15 protein-coding genes and 4 tRNA genes are annotated in these 20,631 nt (G+C 41.6%); 10 read left to right on the top strand and 9 right to left on the bottom strand.

Going from position 1 to position 20,631, the window contains the following annotated elements; translation table 11 throughout:
• The first annotated feature begins 165 nt into the window (after window positions 1-165).
• Entirely contained in the window at window positions 166-1,260 is a 1,095-nt protein-coding gene (locus I1A42_RS21395; RefSeq protein ID WP_196124902.1) for an extracellular catalytic domain type 2 short-chain-length polyhydroxyalkanoate depolymerase, read from the top strand.
• Here I1A42_RS21395 and I1A42_RS21390 read toward each other — a convergent pair.
• Window positions 1,257-1,934: a response regulator gene (locus tag I1A42_RS21390; RefSeq protein WP_196124900.1), complete on the bottom strand. Its 678-nt coding sequence runs from the start codon at window positions 1,932-1,934 to the stop codon at window positions 1,257-1,259. The two genes, I1A42_RS21395 and I1A42_RS21390, sit on opposite strands and share 4 nt — an antisense overlap.
• A complete protein-coding gene (locus tag I1A42_RS21385; protein ID WP_196124898.1) occupies window positions 1,927-3,531 on the bottom strand; it encodes an ATP-binding protein in 1,605 nt (534 codons plus the stop codon). Before I1A42_RS21385 ends, I1A42_RS21390 begins: the two co-directional genes overlap by 8 nt.
• A 248-nt stretch (window positions 3,532-3,779) precedes the next feature.
• On the opposite strand from I1A42_RS21385, the gene I1A42_RS21380 reads away from it, so the two are divergent.
• Together I1A42_RS21380 and maeA are read left to right on the top strand one after the other, a co-directional pair.
• Complete coding sequence (locus I1A42_RS21380; RefSeq protein ID WP_161157007.1) at window positions 3,780-5,066, top strand: 2-hydroxycarboxylate transporter family protein; 1,287 nt, start codon at window positions 3,780-3,782, stop codon at window positions 5,064-5,066.
• A gap of 12 nt (window positions 5,067-5,078) precedes the next feature.
• Window positions 5,079-6,668, top strand: a complete 1,590-nt coding sequence (gene maeA, locus I1A42_RS21375) for an oxaloacetate-decarboxylating malate dehydrogenase (RefSeq protein WP_161157008.1) — start codon at window positions 5,079-5,081, stop codon at window positions 6,666-6,668.
• A gap of 66 nt (window positions 6,669-6,734) precedes the next feature.
• Here the strand turns inward: maeA and I1A42_RS21370 are convergent, their stop codons facing one another.
• Window positions 6,735-7,295, bottom strand: a complete 561-nt coding sequence (locus tag I1A42_RS21370) for a porin family protein (RefSeq protein WP_161157009.1) — start codon at window positions 7,293-7,295, stop codon at window positions 6,735-6,737.
• A 348-nt stretch (window positions 7,296-7,643) separates the two neighbouring features.
• On the opposite strand from I1A42_RS21370, the gene I1A42_RS21365 reads away from it, so the two are divergent.
• A complete protein-coding gene (locus I1A42_RS21365; protein WP_196124896.1) occupies window positions 7,644-8,060 on the top strand; it encodes an MAPEG family protein in 417 nt (138 codons plus the stop codon).
• Between the two features lie 160 nt (window positions 8,061-8,220).
• On the opposite strand, the gene I1A42_RS21360 is transcribed toward I1A42_RS21365, so the two are convergent.
• Window positions 8,221-8,295, bottom strand: a tRNA-Gly gene (locus I1A42_RS21360).
• 179 nt (window positions 8,296-8,474) lie between these two features.
• On the bottom strand, window positions 8,475-9,584 hold the full coding sequence (locus I1A42_RS21355; RefSeq protein ID WP_196124894.1) for a S1 family peptidase: 1,110 nt from the start codon (window positions 9,582-9,584) through the stop codon (window positions 8,475-8,477).
• 678 nt (window positions 9,585-10,262) lie between these two features.
• Between I1A42_RS21355 and I1A42_RS21350 the strand changes: the two genes are divergently transcribed.
• On the top strand, window positions 10,263-10,946 hold the full coding sequence (locus I1A42_RS21350) for a hypothetical protein (RefSeq protein WP_161157011.1): 684 nt from the start codon (window positions 10,263-10,265) through the stop codon (window positions 10,944-10,946).
• Between the two features lie 66 nt (window positions 10,947-11,012).
• Here I1A42_RS21350 and I1A42_RS21345 read toward each other — a convergent pair whose 3' ends face one another.
• Window positions 11,013-11,885, bottom strand: a complete 873-nt coding sequence (locus tag I1A42_RS21345; RefSeq protein WP_196124892.1) for an oxidoreductase — start codon at window positions 11,883-11,885, stop codon at window positions 11,013-11,015.
• 382 nt (window positions 11,886-12,267) lie between these two features.
• Here I1A42_RS21345 and I1A42_RS21340 point away from each other — a divergent pair.
• The 3 genes from I1A42_RS21340 to I1A42_RS21330 all read left to right on the top strand — a co-directional run bounded on the left by I1A42_RS21340 (window position 12,268) and on the right by I1A42_RS21330 (window position 12,590).
• A tRNA-Gly gene (locus I1A42_RS21340) sits at window positions 12,268-12,343 on the top strand.
• Window positions 12,344-12,414: 71 nt separating this feature from the next.
• Window positions 12,415-12,501, top strand: a tRNA-Leu gene (locus tag I1A42_RS21335).
• Window positions 12,502-12,516: 15 nt separating this feature from the next.
• Window positions 12,517-12,590 (top strand) — tRNA-Cys (locus tag I1A42_RS21330).
• Window positions 12,591-12,594: 4 nt separating this feature from the next.
• Here the strand turns inward: I1A42_RS21330 and I1A42_RS25240 are convergent.
• Window positions 12,595-14,787, bottom strand: coding sequence for a sensor domain-containing protein (locus I1A42_RS25240; RefSeq protein WP_196124890.1), 2,193 nt, complete (start codon window positions 14,785-14,787; stop codon window positions 12,595-12,597).
• Entirely contained in the window at window positions 14,774-15,931 is a 1,158-nt protein-coding gene (gene ercA / locus I1A42_RS21320; RefSeq protein ID WP_161157014.1) for an alcohol dehydrogenase-like regulatory protein ErcA, read from the bottom strand. The genes I1A42_RS25240 and ercA overlap by 14 nt, the downstream gene beginning before the upstream one ends.
• A gap of 379 nt (window positions 15,932-16,310) precedes the next feature.
• On the opposite strand from ercA, the gene acuR reads away from it, so the two are divergent.
• Window positions 16,311-16,955 (top strand): acrylate utilization transcriptional regulator AcuR, encoded by a 645-nt coding sequence (gene acuR, locus I1A42_RS25075; protein WP_161157015.1) that lies wholly within the window; start codon window positions 16,311-16,313, stop codon window positions 16,953-16,955.
• A gap of 145 nt (window positions 16,956-17,100) precedes the next feature.
• Here the strand turns inward: acuR and acuI are convergent, their stop codons facing one another.
• Complete coding sequence (acuI, locus tag I1A42_RS21310; RefSeq protein ID WP_161157016.1) at window positions 17,101-18,084, bottom strand: acrylyl-CoA reductase (NADPH); 984 nt, start codon at window positions 18,082-18,084, stop codon at window positions 17,101-17,103.
• Window positions 18,085-18,393: 309 nt separating this feature from the next.
• Between acuI and katG the strand changes: the two genes are divergently transcribed.
• The gene (katG, locus tag I1A42_RS21305) at window positions 18,394-20,622 is read left to right on the top strand and encodes a catalase/peroxidase HPI (protein ID WP_408063541.1); all 2,229 of its coding nucleotides are present in this window, start codon (window positions 18,394-18,396) and stop codon (window positions 20,620-20,622) included.
• The last annotated feature ends 9 nt before the right edge of the window (window positions 20,623-20,631 follow it).

The following is a 20,631-nucleotide window of genomic DNA, read 5'->3' as shown; positions in this document are numbered from 1 at the left end:
TTTATTGATGAAAGGCAGCTAAATACAGAGCTTTGTCACGAAAGAGATTAAGAATACAAACCTTGGTTTATGGGGCATTTAAAGCGTAAGAACCATCACTTTTTTTCTCCTATTGGTATGTCTCAATGAGTTGAGTATAAATGTTTACCAATGTGGAGAAGAATTATGAATCGTTGGGTTATTTCGGCGTTTGTCGGTGGGGCGAGTTTAGTGTGCTCGCTGGCAAATGCACTGCCGACGCTGACGGAAACGCATGCTTTGCCCGCTTACCATGCGTTATCAGGAGAGAGTTCTGTTTCAGGTTTATCTTCCGGCGGATTTATGGCGGCGCAATTTCATGTGGCCTATTCGCACAGTTTGATAGGGGCTGGCATTGTTGCTGGTGGTCCTTGGGGTTGTGCAGGTGCAAATTCACTTGCTGCTCCGGCATTTAATGCAATTAGCCAATGCATGAATCCGGATTATTATCAAACGCGGTTACCTAATATTGAACATTTAGCTGCTCTGGCACAACAAGCTGCTCAGAGAGGTGATATCGATTCTTTAGCTGATTTACGTTCTGATCATGTCTATCTATTTAGTGGTTCGAAAGATAACATAGTCGTCCCTGCCGTTGTTCACGCAACAGAACAATTTTATGAAGCCGTTGGCATACCCGCACAATCCATCATTTTTAATTACACTATTGCGGCAGGCCATGGTTTTATTACGGATAAAAAAACAGACAATCAATGTGGCAAGACGGCGGCGCCTTACATCAATAATTGCCATCTCGATCTAGCACAGCAGATTTTGGAAACCATTTATGGCCCATTGAATCCTCCAGCAAACTCGATAAGTGGACATTTAGTGATGTTTGATCAACAGCCTTTTGTACCGGGAGTCTCAGACAAACAGCGGCAGCAAAGTTATTTAGCTGATAAAGGATATGTTTATATACCAACCAGTTGTGATACCGATGATTGTCGAGTTCATATTGCATTCCATGGTTGTGAACAAAATGCGGGAACAGTCGGTACTTACTATATTTCCGAAACGGGATACATGGAAATGGCTGAAACAAATGATTTAATTGTGCTGTTTCCCCAAGTGAAGAAAGGTGTGATGAATCCACATGGGTGTTGGGATTTTTGGGGATATACCTCAAACAATATGCCGCCCTATCAATATTACACAAAACGTGCTCCACATATGGCCGCCATTAAAGCCATGTTAGATAGACTGACCTCGGCTGAGGTGACTGCGCGTATTGTACGTTAGGAGACCCGGCGGTAAAGGCGCCGAGGACGGCCACCGGTGTTGTAATTCAAAACGAGATTCACGACGCCTTCGGACTCGAGAAATTCAAGATAGCGGCGAGCAGTGATACGACTAACATTCATTCGCTCGCCAATGTCTTCTGCTGAAAATTCTTGAAGGTCTTCATCTGATAGTAACTGCTTAAGATTAGATAGTGTCGTTGCATCAATCCCTTTCGGAGTGCGACGCACCTCTTTGGGTGGTGTTTTACGCAGTAAAGTGTCTATCTTTATTTGATCTAACGTGTCGTTAGAGAGCTGCTTGCGATAAATTTTATAATCACTCAATGATTGATGGATGCGTGAGATACGAATAGGTTTGACCAAATAATCACTGACGCCAAGCTGGACTGCTCGAGCAATAGTGGTGGTTTCTCGCTCTGCGGTTGTGACGATGAAATCGCACTTCGCCCCTTGCTTACGCATACGGTGAATAAAATCAATACCGTGACCATCGGGTAGTGTGATGTCTACGAAAATAAGCATGGGTTGGTAAATAGAATATTGATGTAAAGCATCAGCAACACTTTCACTGACGGCGACCACTGAAAAATCACCATCTTGTTGGATGGTGGACTCTAGCATGTAGCTGGCTCGTACGTCGTCTTCGAGGATCATTACGCTAATGTTAGTCATACTGCTCTAAATTATTTTTATTTAAATAAACACTGAATAACGTGGTGTGTTGTTCAGTTCGCTCCCAATCGATAGTGCCTTCCAATGACTCAATAAGTTGCCCGACTAAGTAAAGTCCCACACCATGCTGTTCATCACCTTGTTTTGAGCTGACTCCAAATTCGAGAATGCGATCGGCAATCGCTTCATTAATACCGATACCGGAGTCTTGAACTTCGATGATGACGTGTTGATTACGGTCACTGAGATAAATTTGAATTTCAGCTGGACGTTGAGAACGGTTTTCCCATGCGGCCAGCAGGGCATTATCTACTAAATTGCCAATAATGGTAACCAATTTATCAGAAACTGTTTTTGCGTAATTGCAAAGAAATGTGTCTTGATCGATAGAAAATTTTATGCCCATGTCCGTTGCTTTATTGAATTTCGCCAACAGTAAGCCAGCAACAAAACTGTTATGAACTGAGCGCACGATGGTTTGTATGACGGCCTGATAATGATCGCTTTCTCGTTGGATAAAACGAATGGCGTCGGTATTTTTCCCGAGTTGCAGCATACCCGACAGGGTATTCAATTTGTTCGCGTGCTCGTGGGTTTTACTCCTGAGCAGCTCTGAATAGTTTTTTAAATACACTAATTCGCGTTCGAGTTCTGACTGATTAAGGTTGGCAAAAAAGACCACAACATGGCCGAGTGCCCCTTTGGCATTTTGTAACGGATAAATATTCGCGCGATAGGTCAATTTACCAATGGTAAAATCACCTTGATAAAAGCGCTGCTTGGCTTCAAGTACTAAATGACTGAGAGTAGGGGAAAAGCGTGCGAGTGTTTGAGACAAGAATTCTTGACGACTCGTGTTGTCTAGTGAGAGTTGCTGAATAGCTGAATCATTGATGGTGCTGATCCGCTGTTCATTATCTACGGCGATGATTGCATCCCGAATACTATTTAAAATAAGTTCATTCTCACTAAACTTATGGACGATAAGTTCTGGTTCGTAATTGAGAAAGGTTCGTTTCATCTTAAACACAAGCAACGTCATCATGGCGATGGCTATGATATAAACAATCGCTATCATAAGGCCTATGTGACCGTATTGCTCAAGCAATATCGCGAAGGCTTTTTCTGATAAATAGCCAATACAAATAGCGCCAATCACTTCGCCGTTGTTTTTTAGTGGAACAAAGTTTCGAATGGCATTGCCAAGCGACCCTCGAGCAACGGTACTGTAGTATTCACCAGTGTTCAACGCGCGGTAAATATCATCGCCAATAAAGGTTTTTCCTAATCGTTCATGATTTGGATGAGATAAGCGAATCGCGTGTTTATTGACAACCACTATATAAGATGCAGCCGTTTTGGCTCTTAAATGTTCAATATACTGCTCAAGATCTGGTGTGATGTTGCGGTTACTTTGTTCAACCGCATTAATAATTTCATGATCCTGAGAAAGAACTCGGCCAAGTTCGATTCCTCGTTCCTCTAAGCCTTTTTGATAAATATTCTGCAACAAAAAGAAAATGACAGTAGTGACGACAATAACGATCGCGGAAGAGGTAGCCACTGTCGATAACGCGAGATGACTTTTAAGTTTCATATATCAGTATTTCCGAAGTATTTGTTCGTATAAAACGATGTTATTGCCCTTTAAAAAGGATTTTGTTCAGCATTTTCGTGTGTGATTAAGAAAAAGGTGCCCATTATGAATAAAAAAGCAGCGAAAATCCATGAACAAAAGTTACAAAAGGATCCGTTAGTTACATTAGTGCTTTGCTCAGTATCCACATCCCTCGAAGTTGTTAAACTCCGCCCAAAATTTAAAACAACCCTACAAGAGAGCAAAAAATGTTTAACAATTCTGTCCTCTCTGCCAAAGACAAACGTTCGGTTAATATCGTGTTTGCTTTGTCAGCTATTATCATTTTGTTTGCAACAATCGCGAATAAACTTCCTAGTGGCATGATTGGTGCCGTTGGTGTGATGGCCGTAGTGGGTTATATCCTTAACCTAGTCGGTAATAAAACTCCAATTGTTAACCAGTATTTTGGTGGCGGTGCTATCGTCGTTATCTTCGGTTCTTCTTACCTTTTCCATAGTGGCCTTGTTCCTCAGGATACAGTGGCTAACGTAACAACTTTTATGAAGAGCGGTGGTTTCCTATCATTTTTCATTGCTAGCTTAGTAACGGGTTCTGTTCTAGGTATGGACAGTAATGTTTTGAAAAAAGCAGCACTTAAATACATTCCTGTTATTCTTGGCGGTGTTGCCTGTGCGTTCTTGTTTGCAGGTATCGTTGGTGCGATGCTTGGCCGTGGTTTCTTTGACTCAGTGATGCTGATTGCACTACCTATCATGGGCGGCGGCATGGGGGCTGGTGCAGTACCTCTTGTTGAAATTATGTCTGGCCGTACTAGCATGTCTTCAGATGAATTAATGTCAATCATGGTGCCAGCGTTAGCAATTGGTAATGCTATTGCGATTGTCACTGCAGGTTTGCTTAATAAACTTGGCAATGCGTACCCAAGCCTAACAGGTAATGGTCAATTGATTCGCGGTGAAGAGAACAAAGAAGAAGAAGATCTAGAAGAAGAAATGCCACTAACCGTAAACACACTTGGTGTTGGTGCTCTTCTTGCTATCGTTATGTTCTTAATCGGTACACTACTTCATATGTTTATCGATATGCACCCATACGCGCTAATGATCATCTCTGTTGCAGTGATCAAAGTGACGGGTTTTGTTCCTCGCCAACTAGAACGTGCTGCGCACGTTTGGTCTAAGTTTGTTCTCGACAACTTAACTCCAGCCCTTCTTGTTGGTATCGGTGTGGTTTACACCAATCTCGATCAAATCGTTGCGGCACTAACTGTTTCAAACATCCTAATGGTGTTCTCTACTGTTCTGGGTGCAGTTTTTGGTAGTGCAGTGATTGGTCGTCTAATGGGCTTCTACCCAATTGAAGCAGCTATCACTGGTGGTCTATGTATGGCCAACATGGGTGGTACTGGTGACGTTGCGGTTCTAGCATCATGTAAGCGTATGGATCTTATGCCATTTGCACAGATTTCATCTCGCTTAGGCGGTGCGCTAATGCTTATTCTAGCTACTTTCATCTTACAACTATTTCTTTAATTAGGTCCTTTCATGTCACAGACAGCTGAAATTGCGACCACAACAGAAGCGGGCATTAGCCCGCTTTCTAAAGTGGAACAGTCACTTAACAGTATTAAACACCAAACAACACAGGTTCGTTTTTCGCTAAATTTAGCCCAAAGCAATTTGTCTAAATACCTGACATTACGTCATGTACAAGACCAAAACGAAGGCCTATTTTTCCACTACATTCGTGATAATATTCGCGATAGCCTGCCTTACATCTACACACCATCCGTTGGTGATGCATGTCAGCAGTACAGCTATCTCAACTTTGCACCTCGTGGTTTGTACCTTTCAGCTCATAATTCACAATCTGTGAAAGAGCAAATTGAAAGTATTAATCAGGACGTGGATATCATCGTTATCACAGATGGCTCTCGCGTACTTGGTTTAGGCGACCTTGGTATTGGTGGCATGGGTATCTCTATCGGTAAACTTTCTCTTTACACTGCAGTGGGCGGTATCGCTCCTGAGCGTACACTTCCTGTTTGTATCGATGTAGGCACTAATAACGCTGAACTTAAAGCCGATCCTCAATATCTAGGTAATAAAGAAGATCGCGTTGATGACGAAACTTTCTACTCTTATCTAGAAGAGGTGATGACTGCGTTGGAAGCTCGTTGGCCGAAAGCGATCATCCAATTTGAAGATTTTAGTAACAATCACGCTTATCCGTTGTTGAAAAAATATCGCCATACACACCGTTGCTTTAACGATGATATTCAAGGTACTGCAACTGTAGCAGTCGCGACTATCAAACGCGCATTGAAAAAAGCGAACAAGCAAGCAAGTCAATCCAATGTGTTTATTGTTGGCGGTGGTTCAGCAGGGTGTGGTATCGCTGATCTGATTCGTCGTACATTTGGCTTTGAAGGTGAAAATGGCGTTTATGTGCTAGACCGTGATGGTGTGGTGTATAACGACTTTGCCAACCTTAACGAAATGCAAGCAGAGCTCGCACGTCCAAGCGAGGAACGCCCTGCAGGCAAAGATAAGCTAGAGCTATTAGACGCGATTAATTACTACAAACCAGACGTAATTGTTGGTGTAACGGGCGTAACCGGTCTGTTCAGTGAACAAGTCATCAATGCTTTGGTCGAACATGCAGATATGCCAGTGATTATGCCATTGTCTAATCCTGTTAGTTCTTGTGAAGTAACACCGAGTCAAATCTTTGATTGGGTAGGGGACAAAGCGATTGTGGCGACGGGTAGCCCATTTGCGCCGATTGATTTTAACGGCAAGTCTCACGTTATTTCTCAATGTAATAACGTGTATGTATTCCCTGGTATTGGCTTGGGCGCACAAGTTGTTAGTGCAACAACCATTTCTGAAGGTATGCTAACTGCAGCGGTTAATGCTCTAGGTAACTATGAATGTAACCTTGCTTCTCATTACGAAGTGTTACCAGCGATTGAGTCTACTTTAGAAGTATCAAAAGAAATTGCAGTTGCGGTTGCATTACAAGCTATTAGTGAAGGCGTGGCTGAAGTGGGTGCTGATTTATCGCGAGATGAATTGATTGCTAAAATTAATGCCGCATTCTGGAACCCAGAACTAGGTACGGCAAACCATTAATATCTACGATTAAATCGTTTTAATAAAAAGGATGAGCACCTGTGCTCATCCTTTTTATTTGAATTGCTAAAATCGATATTCAACACCAGCAGTGACTTGGTTGAAATCAGTATTGGTTTCTTCTCCATCTCGAACATCGCTCGCGTCTAAATCGACGTCATACCAAGTATATTCTGCGTTTAGCACTAAGTTATCAGTCACTTTAAATCCTACGCCTGCACCTGCGAATACGGCTTTGTCGCTATCGGTACCGTTGTATCCAGCAATGCTGTAATCGGTGTCGTACCAAAGTTGACCACCTTTCGCATATACATCGACTCGGTCACCAATTGGAGCAATCAGTTTTAGTGCACCAGTATAACCATCCGTTTTCGCATTAGCTAAGTGGTTACCGTATTTACCAAAGTCAATATAACCACCTTCAACCGCAATATAGGGGTTAATTCGATAACCAAGTAGTCCTTGGTAGACTTGGTTATCGTCATCAAAATCATCTTCCCCATCAATTTTGACATAACCAAAGTTGCCACCGACATAAAGGCCACTCTCATTCCCTGCGGCAAAACTGCTGACCGAAAAAGAGGCTAAAAATAGTGCGCCAGTAACAAGTGGTACGATCGTTTTCATTTTGGAACTCCTCGATGAATCATTAGGTTACGTACTATGTTTCACTGTACATCTTTTGCTATGTGTTCTGGATCTTGCTAAGCGGGGTAGGGCTGGAAAGCATCCTGTTTCACCCGAGAGCACTATGGTCATACTAGATTGATGAGTTGGATGAATATTCATTAGCAGGTTATTTTAGTGTTATTGATATGTTAGTAATCTATGGGAGGGTGTTAATATCAATACATTCTCATTGAAACAGCATCTTGAGAGCACTTGGGTATAAGATATTGTTCAATAAGATCTTAATTGTATATTTCATGTTATGCTAAATGAATCTAGGGTAAATGAAATGTTTGGGAGAGGCATATGACGAATCCGGAATTTATTGACGCATACTGGGGAATGATAGCGTTAATAGGTGTGTATTTTGTGCAATGGGCAATTGCCACTATGGTAAAGTCCAGTCAACCTAATGCGATTCCAGGCAAGATATCTGAAACCTTAGGGCATGATTCTTTTGTGTTTCGTTCCCATCGAACTTTTATGAACTCCCAAGAAAACGCCGTCATTTTTTTACCTACCGCCGTGCTCGCTTTTTTTGTACAAGCTAATCCTACTTGGGTGGCAATTTGGCTTTGGACCTACGTTGTTGCTCGAATTCTTCATATGGTTCTCTACTATGTGATATCAACCGATAAAAATCCTAGCCCGAGAAGCTACTTTTTCCTTATAGGTGTTATTGCTAATGTTGGCTTGTTCATCACTACCGTTATGGCAATATAAATTGAGAGATTAGCGTAAGCTAGAGATCTAAATCATGGTAAGGGTAGAAGAGGAGAAACAACTCGAGGTCTTAGAGCTGCTGAGCTTATCCAAGGGTATTATTTTTCTAAACATAAACGGTTAGAAGAGCTATTAGGCCCATTTATCGCATGGCCTAGATTGGAGCGTACAGCGGGAATCGAACCCGCATTTTTAGCTTGGGAAGCTAAAGTAATAACCATTATACGATGTACGCGTTGATGGTTAATATACTCTTAATATCCTGAATTAAAAGGCTTATTAGAAAAATATTATGCATTTGTTTAGATATTAACCTTGCTGATTTTTTTATCGATAAGTTTTGATTATCTTACATAAACTAAAAAGCCCACCGAATCTGAATCGGTGGGCTTAAAAACGGACGTTACAGCGTCGTTAGATGCGACGGCGCCTTAGCAATGCAAGCGGCAGCAATATCAGTAACCAAGAACCCATCGAACCGCCACCACTGTTACTATCATCCTCGTCATCACTATCGTATTTGTTCGCTGAGAGCATAGGATCGCTATCGAACGAGTAGGTGAGAGAAAGTGAACTAAAATCGTAACTGCTATCACCTTTTAAATCACCAATATCGCTGTTGATATCATCTTTAAAGAAGTTGATATTGGTAAAACCTGCGTGATCATCGTCATCGGTAAAATTACAATTGTCGCCAGTATCAGTTGAAACATACGAAGAGATCCCAACTAAACGAACACCATAGTCTGCATCAGAACTGTGATCTGGGTCTTTCCATATGAGAGGACCACCACTGTCACCACTACATGTGCCGTAATTTATGGATTCATCGGTTGTTGTTGCACAGATATAGTCATTGGAGCTTGGGTAACTGCCACTATAAATAGACCCACTGACTTTGATACCCAAACAGGTAGATGCGGGTATACCTGCCATCAACACACGATTAAGTTCGTCATCCGAGTTACCCTCTTCGTCTTCGCCATATCCACTTGCCTGAACATTTCCTTCGTTATCTTGGTTTGCTACGTAACTATTAGAAAATTGATTGTACATCGCGGTCATTTCGGCGGTAGACGCGATTTTTATTTTTTTAGAATTAGCAAATGTACCTGAAGAATATATTGCAGCGTAGTCATTAGAGTTGGTTAGAGAGCCTGTCCAACTACTACTGCTTTTGATATAGGTAGGGGTGACAAGGACTGATTTTTGAACAGAATTGGTGTAATCCAAGTAAACGACCTTAACGCCTTGGAAATCATAACTGTCACTTGATTTATCAACGCAATGAGCTGCAGTAAGTACTGTATCATCATCAATAATTGTTCCGCCACACAAATAGGTGTATGTGTAGTCACCTTTATTGAAATAGGTATAAATTTTAACTTGAAACGGCAATTTTTCTAATGACGTTTCTGTACCATTTAATATCGTCGGTGAAAAGGTAAGGGCGACTGACGTTTGTATGATCAATAAGTTTATACAAAGTGCAGCAAGTACCCTAATGACCCAACTATTTAACATGGTTTACTCCCAAAGAAGAGAAGTTAGACGACAAAATGTTGAAGCTGAGTTCACTTAAAAAGTTATTAACTCACCTTGTGTAAATTTTTTACGTATTAATTAATGGCTTACTGACTAATTCTGTCATTTTCAAATACTATAAAAGTATTTGCATAAATACCGCTATGTGCCGATAGGAATCCATATTGTTTAACGGTTTTAAATACGGCTAATGATCAGATCTAAATAGTTTTAAGGTTCGAATTAATATGTGTCGCGCTATTATCAATATTATTCGTGCAAGATCAATGGTGAAAGATGAAAAATAGTCCCAAATAGGTAGTAAAAATATCCAATAGGGTGAATATAAAATGTTATTTTTATAAATTTGTCTTATTGTTGAAACACATTTTGTGAGTTTGTGCAGGAATGAGTGAATCAGTGCAAGATATATGCATTTATATGTTTAGGTGTGTCGTTTTCTATTGGTATTCTATTGCATGTTGTTAGTTGAGTTCCACTCTAGGACATTTTAAGTTCCAATATGGGACGTAATGTGACTTATGAATGAATGGTAATGGATTTGCTTGAACAATAATTTGAATTAGATTTAGATAGATTTAAACAGTGAGTTATTGGTGTGGTTTGAATTCAATAAATATTTAAATTCCACTAAAATATTTTAATTGGTACTGATATATGGAAATAAAATATTTAAATGATAAAACAGATTCGTTAAATAATTTACTAAATATCACAACTAATAAGGTTTTGATAATAGCTATTAATAGAGCAGTAGAGCTAAGCAATGAGATTCCTAGTAGTGTTTTCATGTACAATCATGCGTTACAGAAACTCCCTAGTATCATTGAAAATACAGAAGCTTATCTTGATAAATTAACTTCAGAAACTGCCGAGAGTACTGTGCGTCACACGGTTAAAAAACAAGTGAATCAATCAGTAATTAGTTCTGATATTGAAGAGGTTGTTTATGAGAAACAGTGTAATTTACTCTTGGTGCGTAAAATGATTCACCAACGTAATCTTGATAATATTCAATTCGCTAAAAAATTATTACCAAAAATATTAAATAATGATATTTTAAAACCTGACTTAGACGCGTTAAATCTAGATGCTATTAATGATGCACTAAGTGTTTTAGTTGATTTATCATCAATCGCTAAAAATAGTGATACGCAAAAGAAATATTTGGCGGAACTGCATAGCGCACACAATGATGGTTATCATATTAAAAATAAACTGAATAGTGATGATCAATCAATTTTGAGACAAATTAACGATTATATTTATGCGTTGAATTTATGGAATAACGCTGTTAAAAATACCATTCAAACTATTTACCAATTACCCAATGAGTTCTAAAAATTGACAGAGATTCCTTAACCGTACAACAGTGCAGTTAAGGAATGGTCGGTTACCTGCTAAGTGTTAATTGGTGGCTAAAGCATTTAATTGTTCAATATTTTCTGCGCTAAGTTTTACTTTCATTGCATCTAAGTTGTCTTGTAAATGAAGCAGTGATGATGTCCCTGGTATTAATAAAATGTTGGGTGAGCGTTGGTGTAACCAAGCTAACGCGACTTGCATAGGTGACGCATGTAATTCCTGAGCTAAAGTGTTAAGAATATTATTTTGGATTGGGGTAAAGCCACCAAGAGGAAAGAACGGTACGTAAGCAATATCCTGTTTTGCTAACCAATCGATTAAGTCATCGTCTTGTTTTGCAACGATGTTATAGTGATTTTGTACACAGACAATTGGTGCAATATTTTGGGCTTCTTCTACTTGTGTTTTAGTCACATTACTTAGGCCTAAATGACGAATTAGCCCTTGTTGTTGGCATTCTGCTAATACAGATAAAGGTTCGGCGATTGAGCCTTCAGCCGATCCATGAGCTGAAAACATGGCTCTTAGATTGACCACATCCAGTTGTTCTAAGCCTAAATTCTTTAAATTACTGTGTACCGCATCAATTAGTTCTTGGCGAGAAAATGCAGGTATCCAAGCGCCTTCTTGATCGCGTCGAGCCCCAATTTTTGTCACTATCGTCAAGTCTTCAGTATATGGTGCAAGGGCTTCATGGATTAATTGGTTTGTAATATAAGGCCCATAGAAATCGGAAGTATCAATATGATTGACGCCTGATTGAATTGCTTGCTGCAAAATGGCTATCGCTTGTGGGCGATCTTTCGGATTTCCCATAATTCCTGGTCCGGATAATTGCATTGCGCCAAAGCCCATACGATTAACGACTTTGTCGCCCAGCAAATATTGACCTCCGAGTATTGCACTGTTTGTCATCGATTATCACTCCGTTAAAAATCTCTTGAACCTATAAAAGGTATCCTATACCTATTTTGACTTACACCCAAATGACCTTGAAACGTAAGAGTCAGAACTTCGTTTACGAGTGTAGGTCGAACCGAGCAAAGAATAGCAGGGTATGCTTTAGCATGCTGAGTGGGAGTAGAAATCGACTCGTTGCTCAACTAATAAAGGAGTTGAAGTGAGTGATATTTGTACTTATTGCATATAACTTATGCGGATTAGATCGCTTTTTAATCACTCAAATCAAAAAGATATAAATTTTTGTTGACGGAATTTTTCAGTCGAGTAAAGTACATCTCGTTCTCAAGGGCAAGCCTTTGAAACCTATGTCTTTTGAAATCTTTTAGAAGACACTGCGACACTAGCTCAGTTGGTAGAGCGCAACCTTGCCAAGGTTGAGGTCACGAGTTCGAACCTCGTGTGTCGCTCCAAATTTCATTATTTATGAAATTCTGTGCTAATAAGTACAATAGATGGTGTCTCCATCGCACTGTTTTAGTGTGCCCTGGTGGTGGAATTGGTAGACACAAGGGATTTAAAATCCCTCGGCGTTCGCGCTGTGCCGGTTCAAGTCCGGCCCGGGGCACCATCATAATTCAGAAACGGCGCGTTGGCAGAGTGGCTATGCAGCGGATTGCAAATCCGTGGACCTCGGTTCGACTCCGGGACGCGCCTCCATATCTTATTTTCTTTCAGATAAAATCCCCGCAGAAATCATTTTTTCCTTGTTGTTCAGCATAAATTCGATGAACTCATGTTCAGGCATTGGTCTGCCTGTGTAGTATCCCTGTGAACGATCACAGCCCAAATGACGTAAGAATTCCAGAGTCTCTGCATCTTCAATACCTTCAGCAACGGTTGTCATTCCAAAGCTTTGCGCCATTTGAATAATGGTTTTAACGATGATTTCATCATCACTATTAGAGGCAACATCTTTAATAAACTCCCGATCGATCTTGAGAATATCAATAGGGAATCTTTTTAAGTAGGCCAGGCTAGAATATCCCGTTCCAAAATCGTCGATCGAGAATCGACACCCAAAGTCTTTCAGTGTTTGTACAACTTCTAACACTCGACTAGGGTCGCGAATCATGATGGACTCAGTCAGTTCTAGCTCTAACATGCCTGGTTCAATATTCGCGTGCTTAATGGCTTGATACACACTTTCTTGAACGTTGCCTCGAGCAAATTGTAGCGCTGATAGATTCACTGCGACTAATGGTTGGGGCATGCCCATTTCTCGCCAGCGAGCGACCGCTTCACAGGCATTTTTTAGAACCCAATCACTAATGGGGATGATAAGCCCGGTCGTTTCCGCTATCGGGATAAATTTACCTGGAGAAATCATGCCTTTTTCTGGATGTATCCAGCGGATAAGGGCTTCAGCTCCCATAAGCATCCCGGAAGCGATTTCGATTTTGGGTTGATAGTAGAGTTGTAATTGATTTTCTTCTATGGCTCGACGTAACCCAAATGCAACGGTGAGTTCATCTTCCACTGAGCGATTCATATGTTTGCGATAAAAACGATAGGTATTGCGTCCATCTTCTTTGGCCTGGTACATCGCTGAATCTGCTTTCGATAACAGCATTTCGAAGTCAGTACCATCATCGGGATAGAATGAAACCCCGACGGAATGGGTTAAGACAATTTCTTGGTCATGTATGTATAACGGGGCTTCGATTGCGCTGAAAAGTGCACTGATACGAGATAGGCTATTGTCAGTATTGGGTAGATTAGGAATCATGATAATAAATTCATCACCGCCTTGGCGACTGACAGTCCCTAGCTCTTCAAAGCAGTCATTTAATCGTTGTGATATTTGTACCAATACATCATTAGCACCGCTGTATCCTACTAAGTCATTAATTGTTTTAAAATTATCGATATCAATACTCATCACTGCGATGTGGTAGTGATAGCGATCAGCGCGTACTTTAGCTTGGTCAAACCGGTCCGATAGGAGGTGATGATTTGGCAGCCCGGTTAGATTATCGTGTTGTGACATAAACACGGCTTTTTCTTCTGAAAGCTTCAAGTGATTAATATCATTAAAAATCCAAACGCTTCCTTTGTGGGGATGCTGTTTATCAATCGCGTTGCCTGTGAGCTCACACCAAACCGTATTTCCGTCAGCTCGTTTGAGTTGGATGGAGCCAGTGTAAGTATCCTCAGTAGTCATGACTCGGTAAGCTTCTGAGCCAAACATTCGATATGTTTCTGCTGAGTCATAAAGGATTTCTGTTGAAGCGCCAATAATCGCTCCGGGTTCATAACCCAACATATCTTCGAAACGTTGATTACAAGAGATGATATGCCGATCCTCAACCCAAGCCATACCAACTAACGTATTGTCAAGTAGGGCATTCTTTTCTATAAGCAGTGAGTTGAGCTTTTCATTTTGTTGAACAAGTTCAGTGACGTCACGGCCAATAACAACACAAAAATCGGCTTGGTCAAGCTTAGCCAATTGGTAACCGAGTTCAAGATAGATCTGAGCGCCGTCATTCTTCATATAATCAATGACAACAGATCCTGAGTTTTTATTATCAGGGCTCTTACTCACACTTAATAACGTGTTAATTAGCCCACTGTTGTCCCCCCAGGGAAGGTCTTGTATTGGGTGCTCGACGAGTGCGTCGGTAGATTTACCAAAAAGCTGACACACCGCTTGGTTGACGTCAGAAATCTTACCATCAGGCAGACTGATCAACATGACCATATCTGGCGTGTAATCAAGCAGTGCTTTAAAGCGCTCTAATCTATCTGTATTACGTTTAAGTTGGGGATAGTAGTTTTTTCTAAATGACCGATCTCCTAACCCAATAATATTTTCTCTGCGTTTTTCTAAATTTTTTTTATCACATTGCTTCACTATAAATGGCCTTGATATCGCCTAAAGATGCTATTCGAGGATTAGTTACAATACAGGCATCATTAACGGCGTGACTTGCTAGTTCAGGGATGTCTGATGAGTGAACACCAATTTTAGATAATCGCTCACTGATTCCTAACTGTGTTCTGAGTTGGGTAAATTCTTCGGTGATACGCTTACAAAGAATCTTTTCTCTGATGCCTCGTGTATCAATGCCCATGAGTTGCGCGATTTTTTGGTAGCGGTCACCACTTTTCGGCATATTAAAACGCACAACATGATCGAGTAGTAAGGCGTTACACTCACCATGAGGTACGTCTAAGTAGCCACCAAGTGAGTGTGCCATGGCATGTACTGCTCCCAAACTGGCATTAGAGAAGGCTAATCCCGCTTGGAGTGAGCCCAGCAGCATGTTTTCACGAGCGGGGACATAACTGGGATCTTTTACCGCACGATCAATGTTTTGCCATAGCAATTCAATGGCACTTATAGCATGCACATCGACGATTGGAGAGCTTGCTGTTGAAACATAAGCTTCTATCGCGTGAGTAATCGCATCTACTCCGGTGCAAGCAGTTAAATAGGTGTCTAAGGTGGTGGTGGTCTCAGGATCAATCAGAGCAATATCGGGCACGACTGTTTTGCTGATGATGGCCATTTTATAGCGCAGTTCGGAATTAGTAATAATACAAAACTGAGAAATGTCAGCAGACGTCCCTGCAGTAGTAGGGATACAGATCAATGGAGGTCCAGGAATATCTACTTGGTCGATACCCTCAAAATCCGTCACATCACGCCCGTTAGTAATGACAATACCAATGGCTTTCGCACAATCAATTACGCTGCCACCACCAATCGCAACAATCACATCGCAATGCTGTTCTGCGTAAAATTGTGCACCAGCCATCACTTCATAATCTTTAGGATTGGGAGTAATTCCGTCAAAAACAACTGATTCAATGCCGACTTCATTAAGATCATTGATAGCTTGCTGAACCCAACCTGCTTGAATTACTCCGGGATCAGACACAATCAAAACTCGTCGAGCCTCCATGTTTCTTGCATAAAGAGATACTTTATGTCGAGAACCAACACCAAAAATAAACTCTGGAGCAACAAATTTGCGCATTTCGTAAAGGGCCATCACTCTACCTCTCAAATTCAGGGGGAGTTCAAGTCATCTAGTAAATGTGACTTTAACTTGCTCTAAGTGTAGTTCAGTGTTGTTGGAAGTGAATATTTTATTGGCCAAAAGTAGTAATCCTATCGATAGCAGAGGAGTGGGATTAATTTTCGATAACTATCTGATAAATATTATTTAAAATCAAAAAACGATGGTTTTGCCTCAAAGGGCGTGAGGTTTGTCGATAAACCTACCGATTTTGTTAGGTATTTCCTCCAACTGCTAGTGGTTTGACACGCGCAAAATGGTTAAAATCTGCGAATAAAATGATATTTGGCCATTAAGTCTCAAGTGCCAAGTGATATTTTTATATATAAAGTCAGTAATATAAGGCGACAATGTGACAGAAGAACAACCAATAAAGCGACGTCGAGGTCGGCCACCAAAAGTTGAGCGAAAATACAGTGATACAAAGCAGGAGTTGATTCGCAGTGGTTTAGCGATGATCACAGAATTTGGTTTTACTGCTTCTGGTGTGGATGCTGTCGTGAAGCAGGTTCAAGTGCCAAAAGGTTCGTTTTATCATTACTTTAAAAGTAAGGAAGCCTTTGGTTTAGACGTGTTACAAGCGTATGGTCAGTATTTTGCCAAAAAACTGGATAAGCATCTTAATAATGAGACACTAGAACCGCTTGATCGCATCGAAGCCTTTATTGACGATGCTAAACACGGAATGGTTCGTTTCGATTTTCGCCGTGGTTGTTTGGTTGGCAATATGATGCAGGAAGTCCCTCAGCTTTCAGAGGCTTTATCTCAAGAACTTCAACGTATTTTACTAGATTGGCAACATCGAGTAAGCCATTGCATCTTACTGGCTAAGCAAAATGGCACGGTATCTCATCAATTCGATGAACAAGTGTTGGCTGAACAATTTTGGTCTGGTTGGGAGGGGGCGGTTATGCGGGCGAAACTGTTTCGTTCCACTCAGCCATTAGATGATTATTGGCGTTATTTTCAGATAATATTTTCTGATATACCCAAGTAACCTCAAAGTGTTGTTTCAGTGAGAATGGTTTCGCTCTTAGGCAAGGTGCTGATTTCAAGAAATAGTGATTCTTGAAAATCAGCCCCACAGCCTAGGAGCGAATAAAGCTCGCCCTTAGGGAACTCATTAACAATGGGTTTGAAGGTTAGCCTTTAATATCGACTACAACGCGGCCTTTAACTTTGCCATCGAGTAATTGATGCGCAATATCAATGACTTGCTCAAAGCCAATCACCGTGCTGGCAGTGTCTAGCATCTCTTTATCGACGAGCTTAGCAATTTGTTCCCACGCTTTAACGCGCTTATCATTGGGGCACATTACACTATCAACGCCTGCTAACGTGACACCGCGTAGGATAAATGGAGCCACAGTTGCGGGGAAATCCATACCTTGCGCTAAACCACATGCCGCAACAACCCCACCATATTGGGTTGAAGCACATACGTTTGCTAAAGTGTGACTACCTACTGAATCAATAGCCGCAGCCCAAAGTTCTTTTCCTAGTGGGCGTCCAGGCTCAGATAATGTATTACGATCAATGATCTCTGAAGCACCAAGTGCTTGTAGGCGTTCTGCCTCTTCAGGACGACCAGTCGACGCGATCACTGTGTATCCTAACTTGGCTAAATATGCGATAGCAAAGCTTCCCACACCGCCGTTTGCTCCTGTGACAAGGATTTTACCTGATTGTGGTGTAATACCATTTTTTTCTAGTGCCTGAACACACAACATGGCAGTGTATCCTGCGGTACCCACCGCCATAACATCATAGGTGCTAAGTGAATCAGGAACGGGGAGGAGCCAATCACCATTGACTTTTGCCTTTTGTGTTAAGCCGCCCCAATGTTTTTCACCTAACCCCCAGCCATTAACAAACACGCGTTGCCCAACCTGAATATTGGGATTGTCACTATGTTCAACGATACCCGAGAAATCAATACCAGGAACCATTGGGAAGCGTCTAACAACAGGCGATTTACCACTGATAGCTAATCCGTCTTTGTAGTTCAATGTTGAGTATTCCACATTAACGATAACGTCACCTTCAGGAAATGCAGCATCATCTAATTGCTTTACAGAGCATTGGTATTGGTCTTCTACCTTGTCGATGTAGAGGGCTTTAAACATAGTTATCACCTAAGTATTTTGTTCACAATTACGCCAGTATAAGGCAGTGTAAAATAATTTAGACCGCTCGTCTAAAAATAATTACGCTCAGACTAAAAGTCTTATAAAACGAATGCAAGAGAATTGTGTGTCCATGAGAAGTTATGGTTGATTTAGGTCAATTTAGTGGCGTAAGAGTAAATAATCGCAAGGTTGGATAAGCACTGTAGGGGAAAGTAACGCGCATAATAAGTTAAGAAACCGTGAAATCTAACTCTTTAGGAGGAATTTATCCTCATTATGGACGATGCTTGGTAAATGTAACTGTCAATGTTAATGATTAATTCCCGTGGCGAGAGATTCAATGGAGGTGATATGAGTCAACACAAGTCAGCAGGTAAATGCCCGGTTATGCATGGCGCGAATACGTCCTTAGGTCAAGATAATCAGAAATGGTGGCCCAAATCACTTAATCTAGACATTCTTGCCCAGCACGACCAAAAAACCGATCCGATGGATCCAAACTTTAATTATGCCGAGGCGTTTCAATCCTTAAATTTCGAAGCGGTTAAAGCGGACTTAAAAGCATTAATGACAGACAGCCAGTCATGGTGGCCCGCAGATTGGGGGCATTATGGCGGTTTAATGATTCGTATGGCGTGGCATTCTGCTGGCTCATATCGTGTGGCTGATGGTCGTGGCGGCGGTGGTACGGGTAATCAACGTTTCGCCCCTCTGAATAGTTGGCCTGATAACGGGAATTTAGACAAAGCTCGGCGTTTATTATGGCCAATTAAGAAAAAATACGGCAACAGCCTCTCTTGGGCCGACCTCATCATACTTGCCGGTAATATGGCCTATGAGTCTATGGGGCTAAAGACGTTCGGTTTTGCTGGGGGGCGTGAAGATATATGGCATCCAGAAAAGGATACCTATTGGGGAGCAGAAGAAGAGTGGCTAGCGACCAGTGATAAGCCACACAGCCGCTATTCGGGCCAGCGAGAGTTGGAAAATCCACTGGCGTCGGTAATGATGGGGCTTATTTATGTCAACCCTGAAGGCGTCGATGGTCATCCCGATCCATTAGCGACAGCCAAAGATATGCGTGAAACCTTCGCCCGTATGGCAATGAACGATGAAGAGACGGTTGCTTTGACGGCTGGCGGGCATACTGTAGGTAAATGCCATGGTAATGGTCGAGCTGAAAACTTAGGGTCAGAGCCGGAAGCGGCTGCTTTAGAGGAGCAGGGATTAGGCTGGATTAATCATAAAACCCGTGGCATTGGACGTGATGCTGTCACTAGTGGTATTGAAGGTGCGTGGACCACACATCCCACTCAATGGGACAATGGCTATTTTTCATTGTTGTTTAAATATGAGTGGGCATCAACGAAAAGCCCTGCAGGTGCTTGGCAGTGGGAGCCAGTCAATATAGCAGAAGAAGATAAACCTGTTGATGTCGAAGATCCTTCTATTCGCCATAATCCTATAATGACAGACGCAGATATGGCGTTAAAAGTCGACCCTCAATACCGTAAGATTGCTGAGCGCTATTATAACGATCCTGACTACTTTGCTGAGATGTTTGCCCGTGCTTGGTTTAAATTAACTCATAGAGATCTTGGCCCCAAAGCTCGATATCTCGGACCAGATGTACCCAAAGAAGACCTTATTTGGCAAGATCCTATTCCAAGTGTCGATTATTGTTTAACAGATAAAGAAATCGATGAACTTAAGCAGCAAATACTGGCAACTTCAGTAGAAATTGGTGATTGGGTCTCATTGGCTTGGGATAGTGCGCGAACTTTTCGTGGTTCAGATTATCGTGGTGGGGCAAATGGTGCACGTATTCGCCTTGCACCTCAGAAGGATTGGATTGGCAATGAGCCGGAGCGCTTAGTTCAGCAGTTAACCGTTTTAGAAAAAATTCAGTCTCATTGTAATAAATCCGTCAGTATGGCTGATTTAATCGTGTTGGCAGGTTGTGCGGCGGTTGAAAAAGCAGCTCAGGATGCAGGCGCGACAATCCAAGTGCCGTTCAACCCGGGGCGCGGAGATGCGGAACAAGCGATGACCGATATAGACTCATTTGCAGTGTTGGAGCCGCTTTATGATGGCTATCGTAATTGGCTAAAAGAGGATTATAAAGTCAGCGCCGAAGAATTATTGTTAGAACGTACTCAACTGATGGGGCTGACCGCGCCAGAAATGACGGTCCTTATAGGAGGAATGCGTGTTCTTGGGACCAATTATGGACACAGTTTAGATGGTGTCTTTACCGATCGAATTGGCGTTTTAACCAATGATTTTTTCATTAACTTAACTGATATGAATTATCGTTGGGTACCGATGAATAATGACCATTATGAAATTCGGGAAAGAGCATCGGATACTGTGAAATGGACGGCAACGCGAGTCGATTTAGTCTTTGGGTCAAACTCGATTTTGCGCTCGTATGCGGAGTTCTATGCGCAAGATGATAATCATGAAAAGTTTGTTCGAGATTTTGTTAAAGCTTGGGTTAAGGTCATGAATGCGGATCGTTATGATCTGAGTTGATTGCATAAA

The sequence above is a fragment of the Vibrio nitrifigilis genome, from assembly GCF_015686695.1.
GTDB lineage: Bacteria > Pseudomonadota > Gammaproteobacteria > Enterobacterales > Vibrionaceae > Vibrio > Vibrio nitrifigilis.
The sequence above is the reverse complement of the archived record's forward strand: the minus strand, read 5'-3'. Positions and strand labels throughout refer to the sequence as shown.

Excerpts from the sequence above, each read along its gene's own strand:
- I1A42_RS21395 (WP_196124902.1), top strand. The coding sequence starts at position 166 with ATGAATCGTTGGGTTATTTCGGCGTTTGTCGGTGGGGCGAGTTTAGTG.
- I1A42_RS21390 (WP_196124900.1), bottom strand. The coding sequence starts at position 1,934 with ATGACTAACATTAGCGTAATGATCCTCGAAGACGACGTACGAGCCAGC.
- I1A42_RS21385 (WP_196124898.1), bottom strand. The coding sequence starts at position 3,531 with ATGAAACTTAAAAGTCATCTCGCGTTATCGACAGTGGCTACCTCTTCC.
- I1A42_RS21380 (WP_161157007.1), top strand. The coding sequence starts at position 3,780 with ATGTTTAACAATTCTGTCCTCTCTGCCAAAGACAAACGTTCGGTTAAT.
- maeA (WP_161157008.1), top strand. The coding sequence starts at position 5,079 with ATGTCACAGACAGCTGAAATTGCGACCACAACAGAAGCGGGCATTAGC.
- I1A42_RS21370 (WP_161157009.1), bottom strand. The coding sequence starts at position 7,295 with ATGAAAACGATCGTACCACTTGTTACTGGCGCACTATTTTTAGCCTCT.
- I1A42_RS21365 (WP_196124896.1), top strand. The coding sequence starts at position 7,644 with ATGACGAATCCGGAATTTATTGACGCATACTGGGGAATGATAGCGTTA.
- I1A42_RS21355 (WP_196124894.1), bottom strand. The coding sequence starts at position 9,584 with ATGTTAAATAGTTGGGTCATTAGGGTACTTGCTGCACTTTGTATAAAC.
- I1A42_RS21350 (WP_161157011.1), top strand. The coding sequence starts at position 10,263 with ATGGAAATAAAATATTTAAATGATAAAACAGATTCGTTAAATAATTTA.
- I1A42_RS21345 (WP_196124892.1), bottom strand. The coding sequence starts at position 11,885 with ATGACAAACAGTGCAATACTCGGAGGTCAATATTTGCTGGGCGACAAA.
- ercA (WP_161157014.1), bottom strand. The coding sequence starts at position 15,931 with ATGGCCCTTTACGAAATGCGCAAATTTGTTGCTCCAGAGTTTATTTTT.
- acuI (WP_161157016.1), bottom strand. The coding sequence starts at position 18,084 with ATGTTTAAAGCCCTCTACATCGACAAGGTAGAAGACCAATACCAATGC.
- katG (WP_408063541.1), top strand. The coding sequence starts at position 18,394 with ATGTTAATGATTAATTCCCGTGGCGAGAGATTCAATGGAGGTGATATG.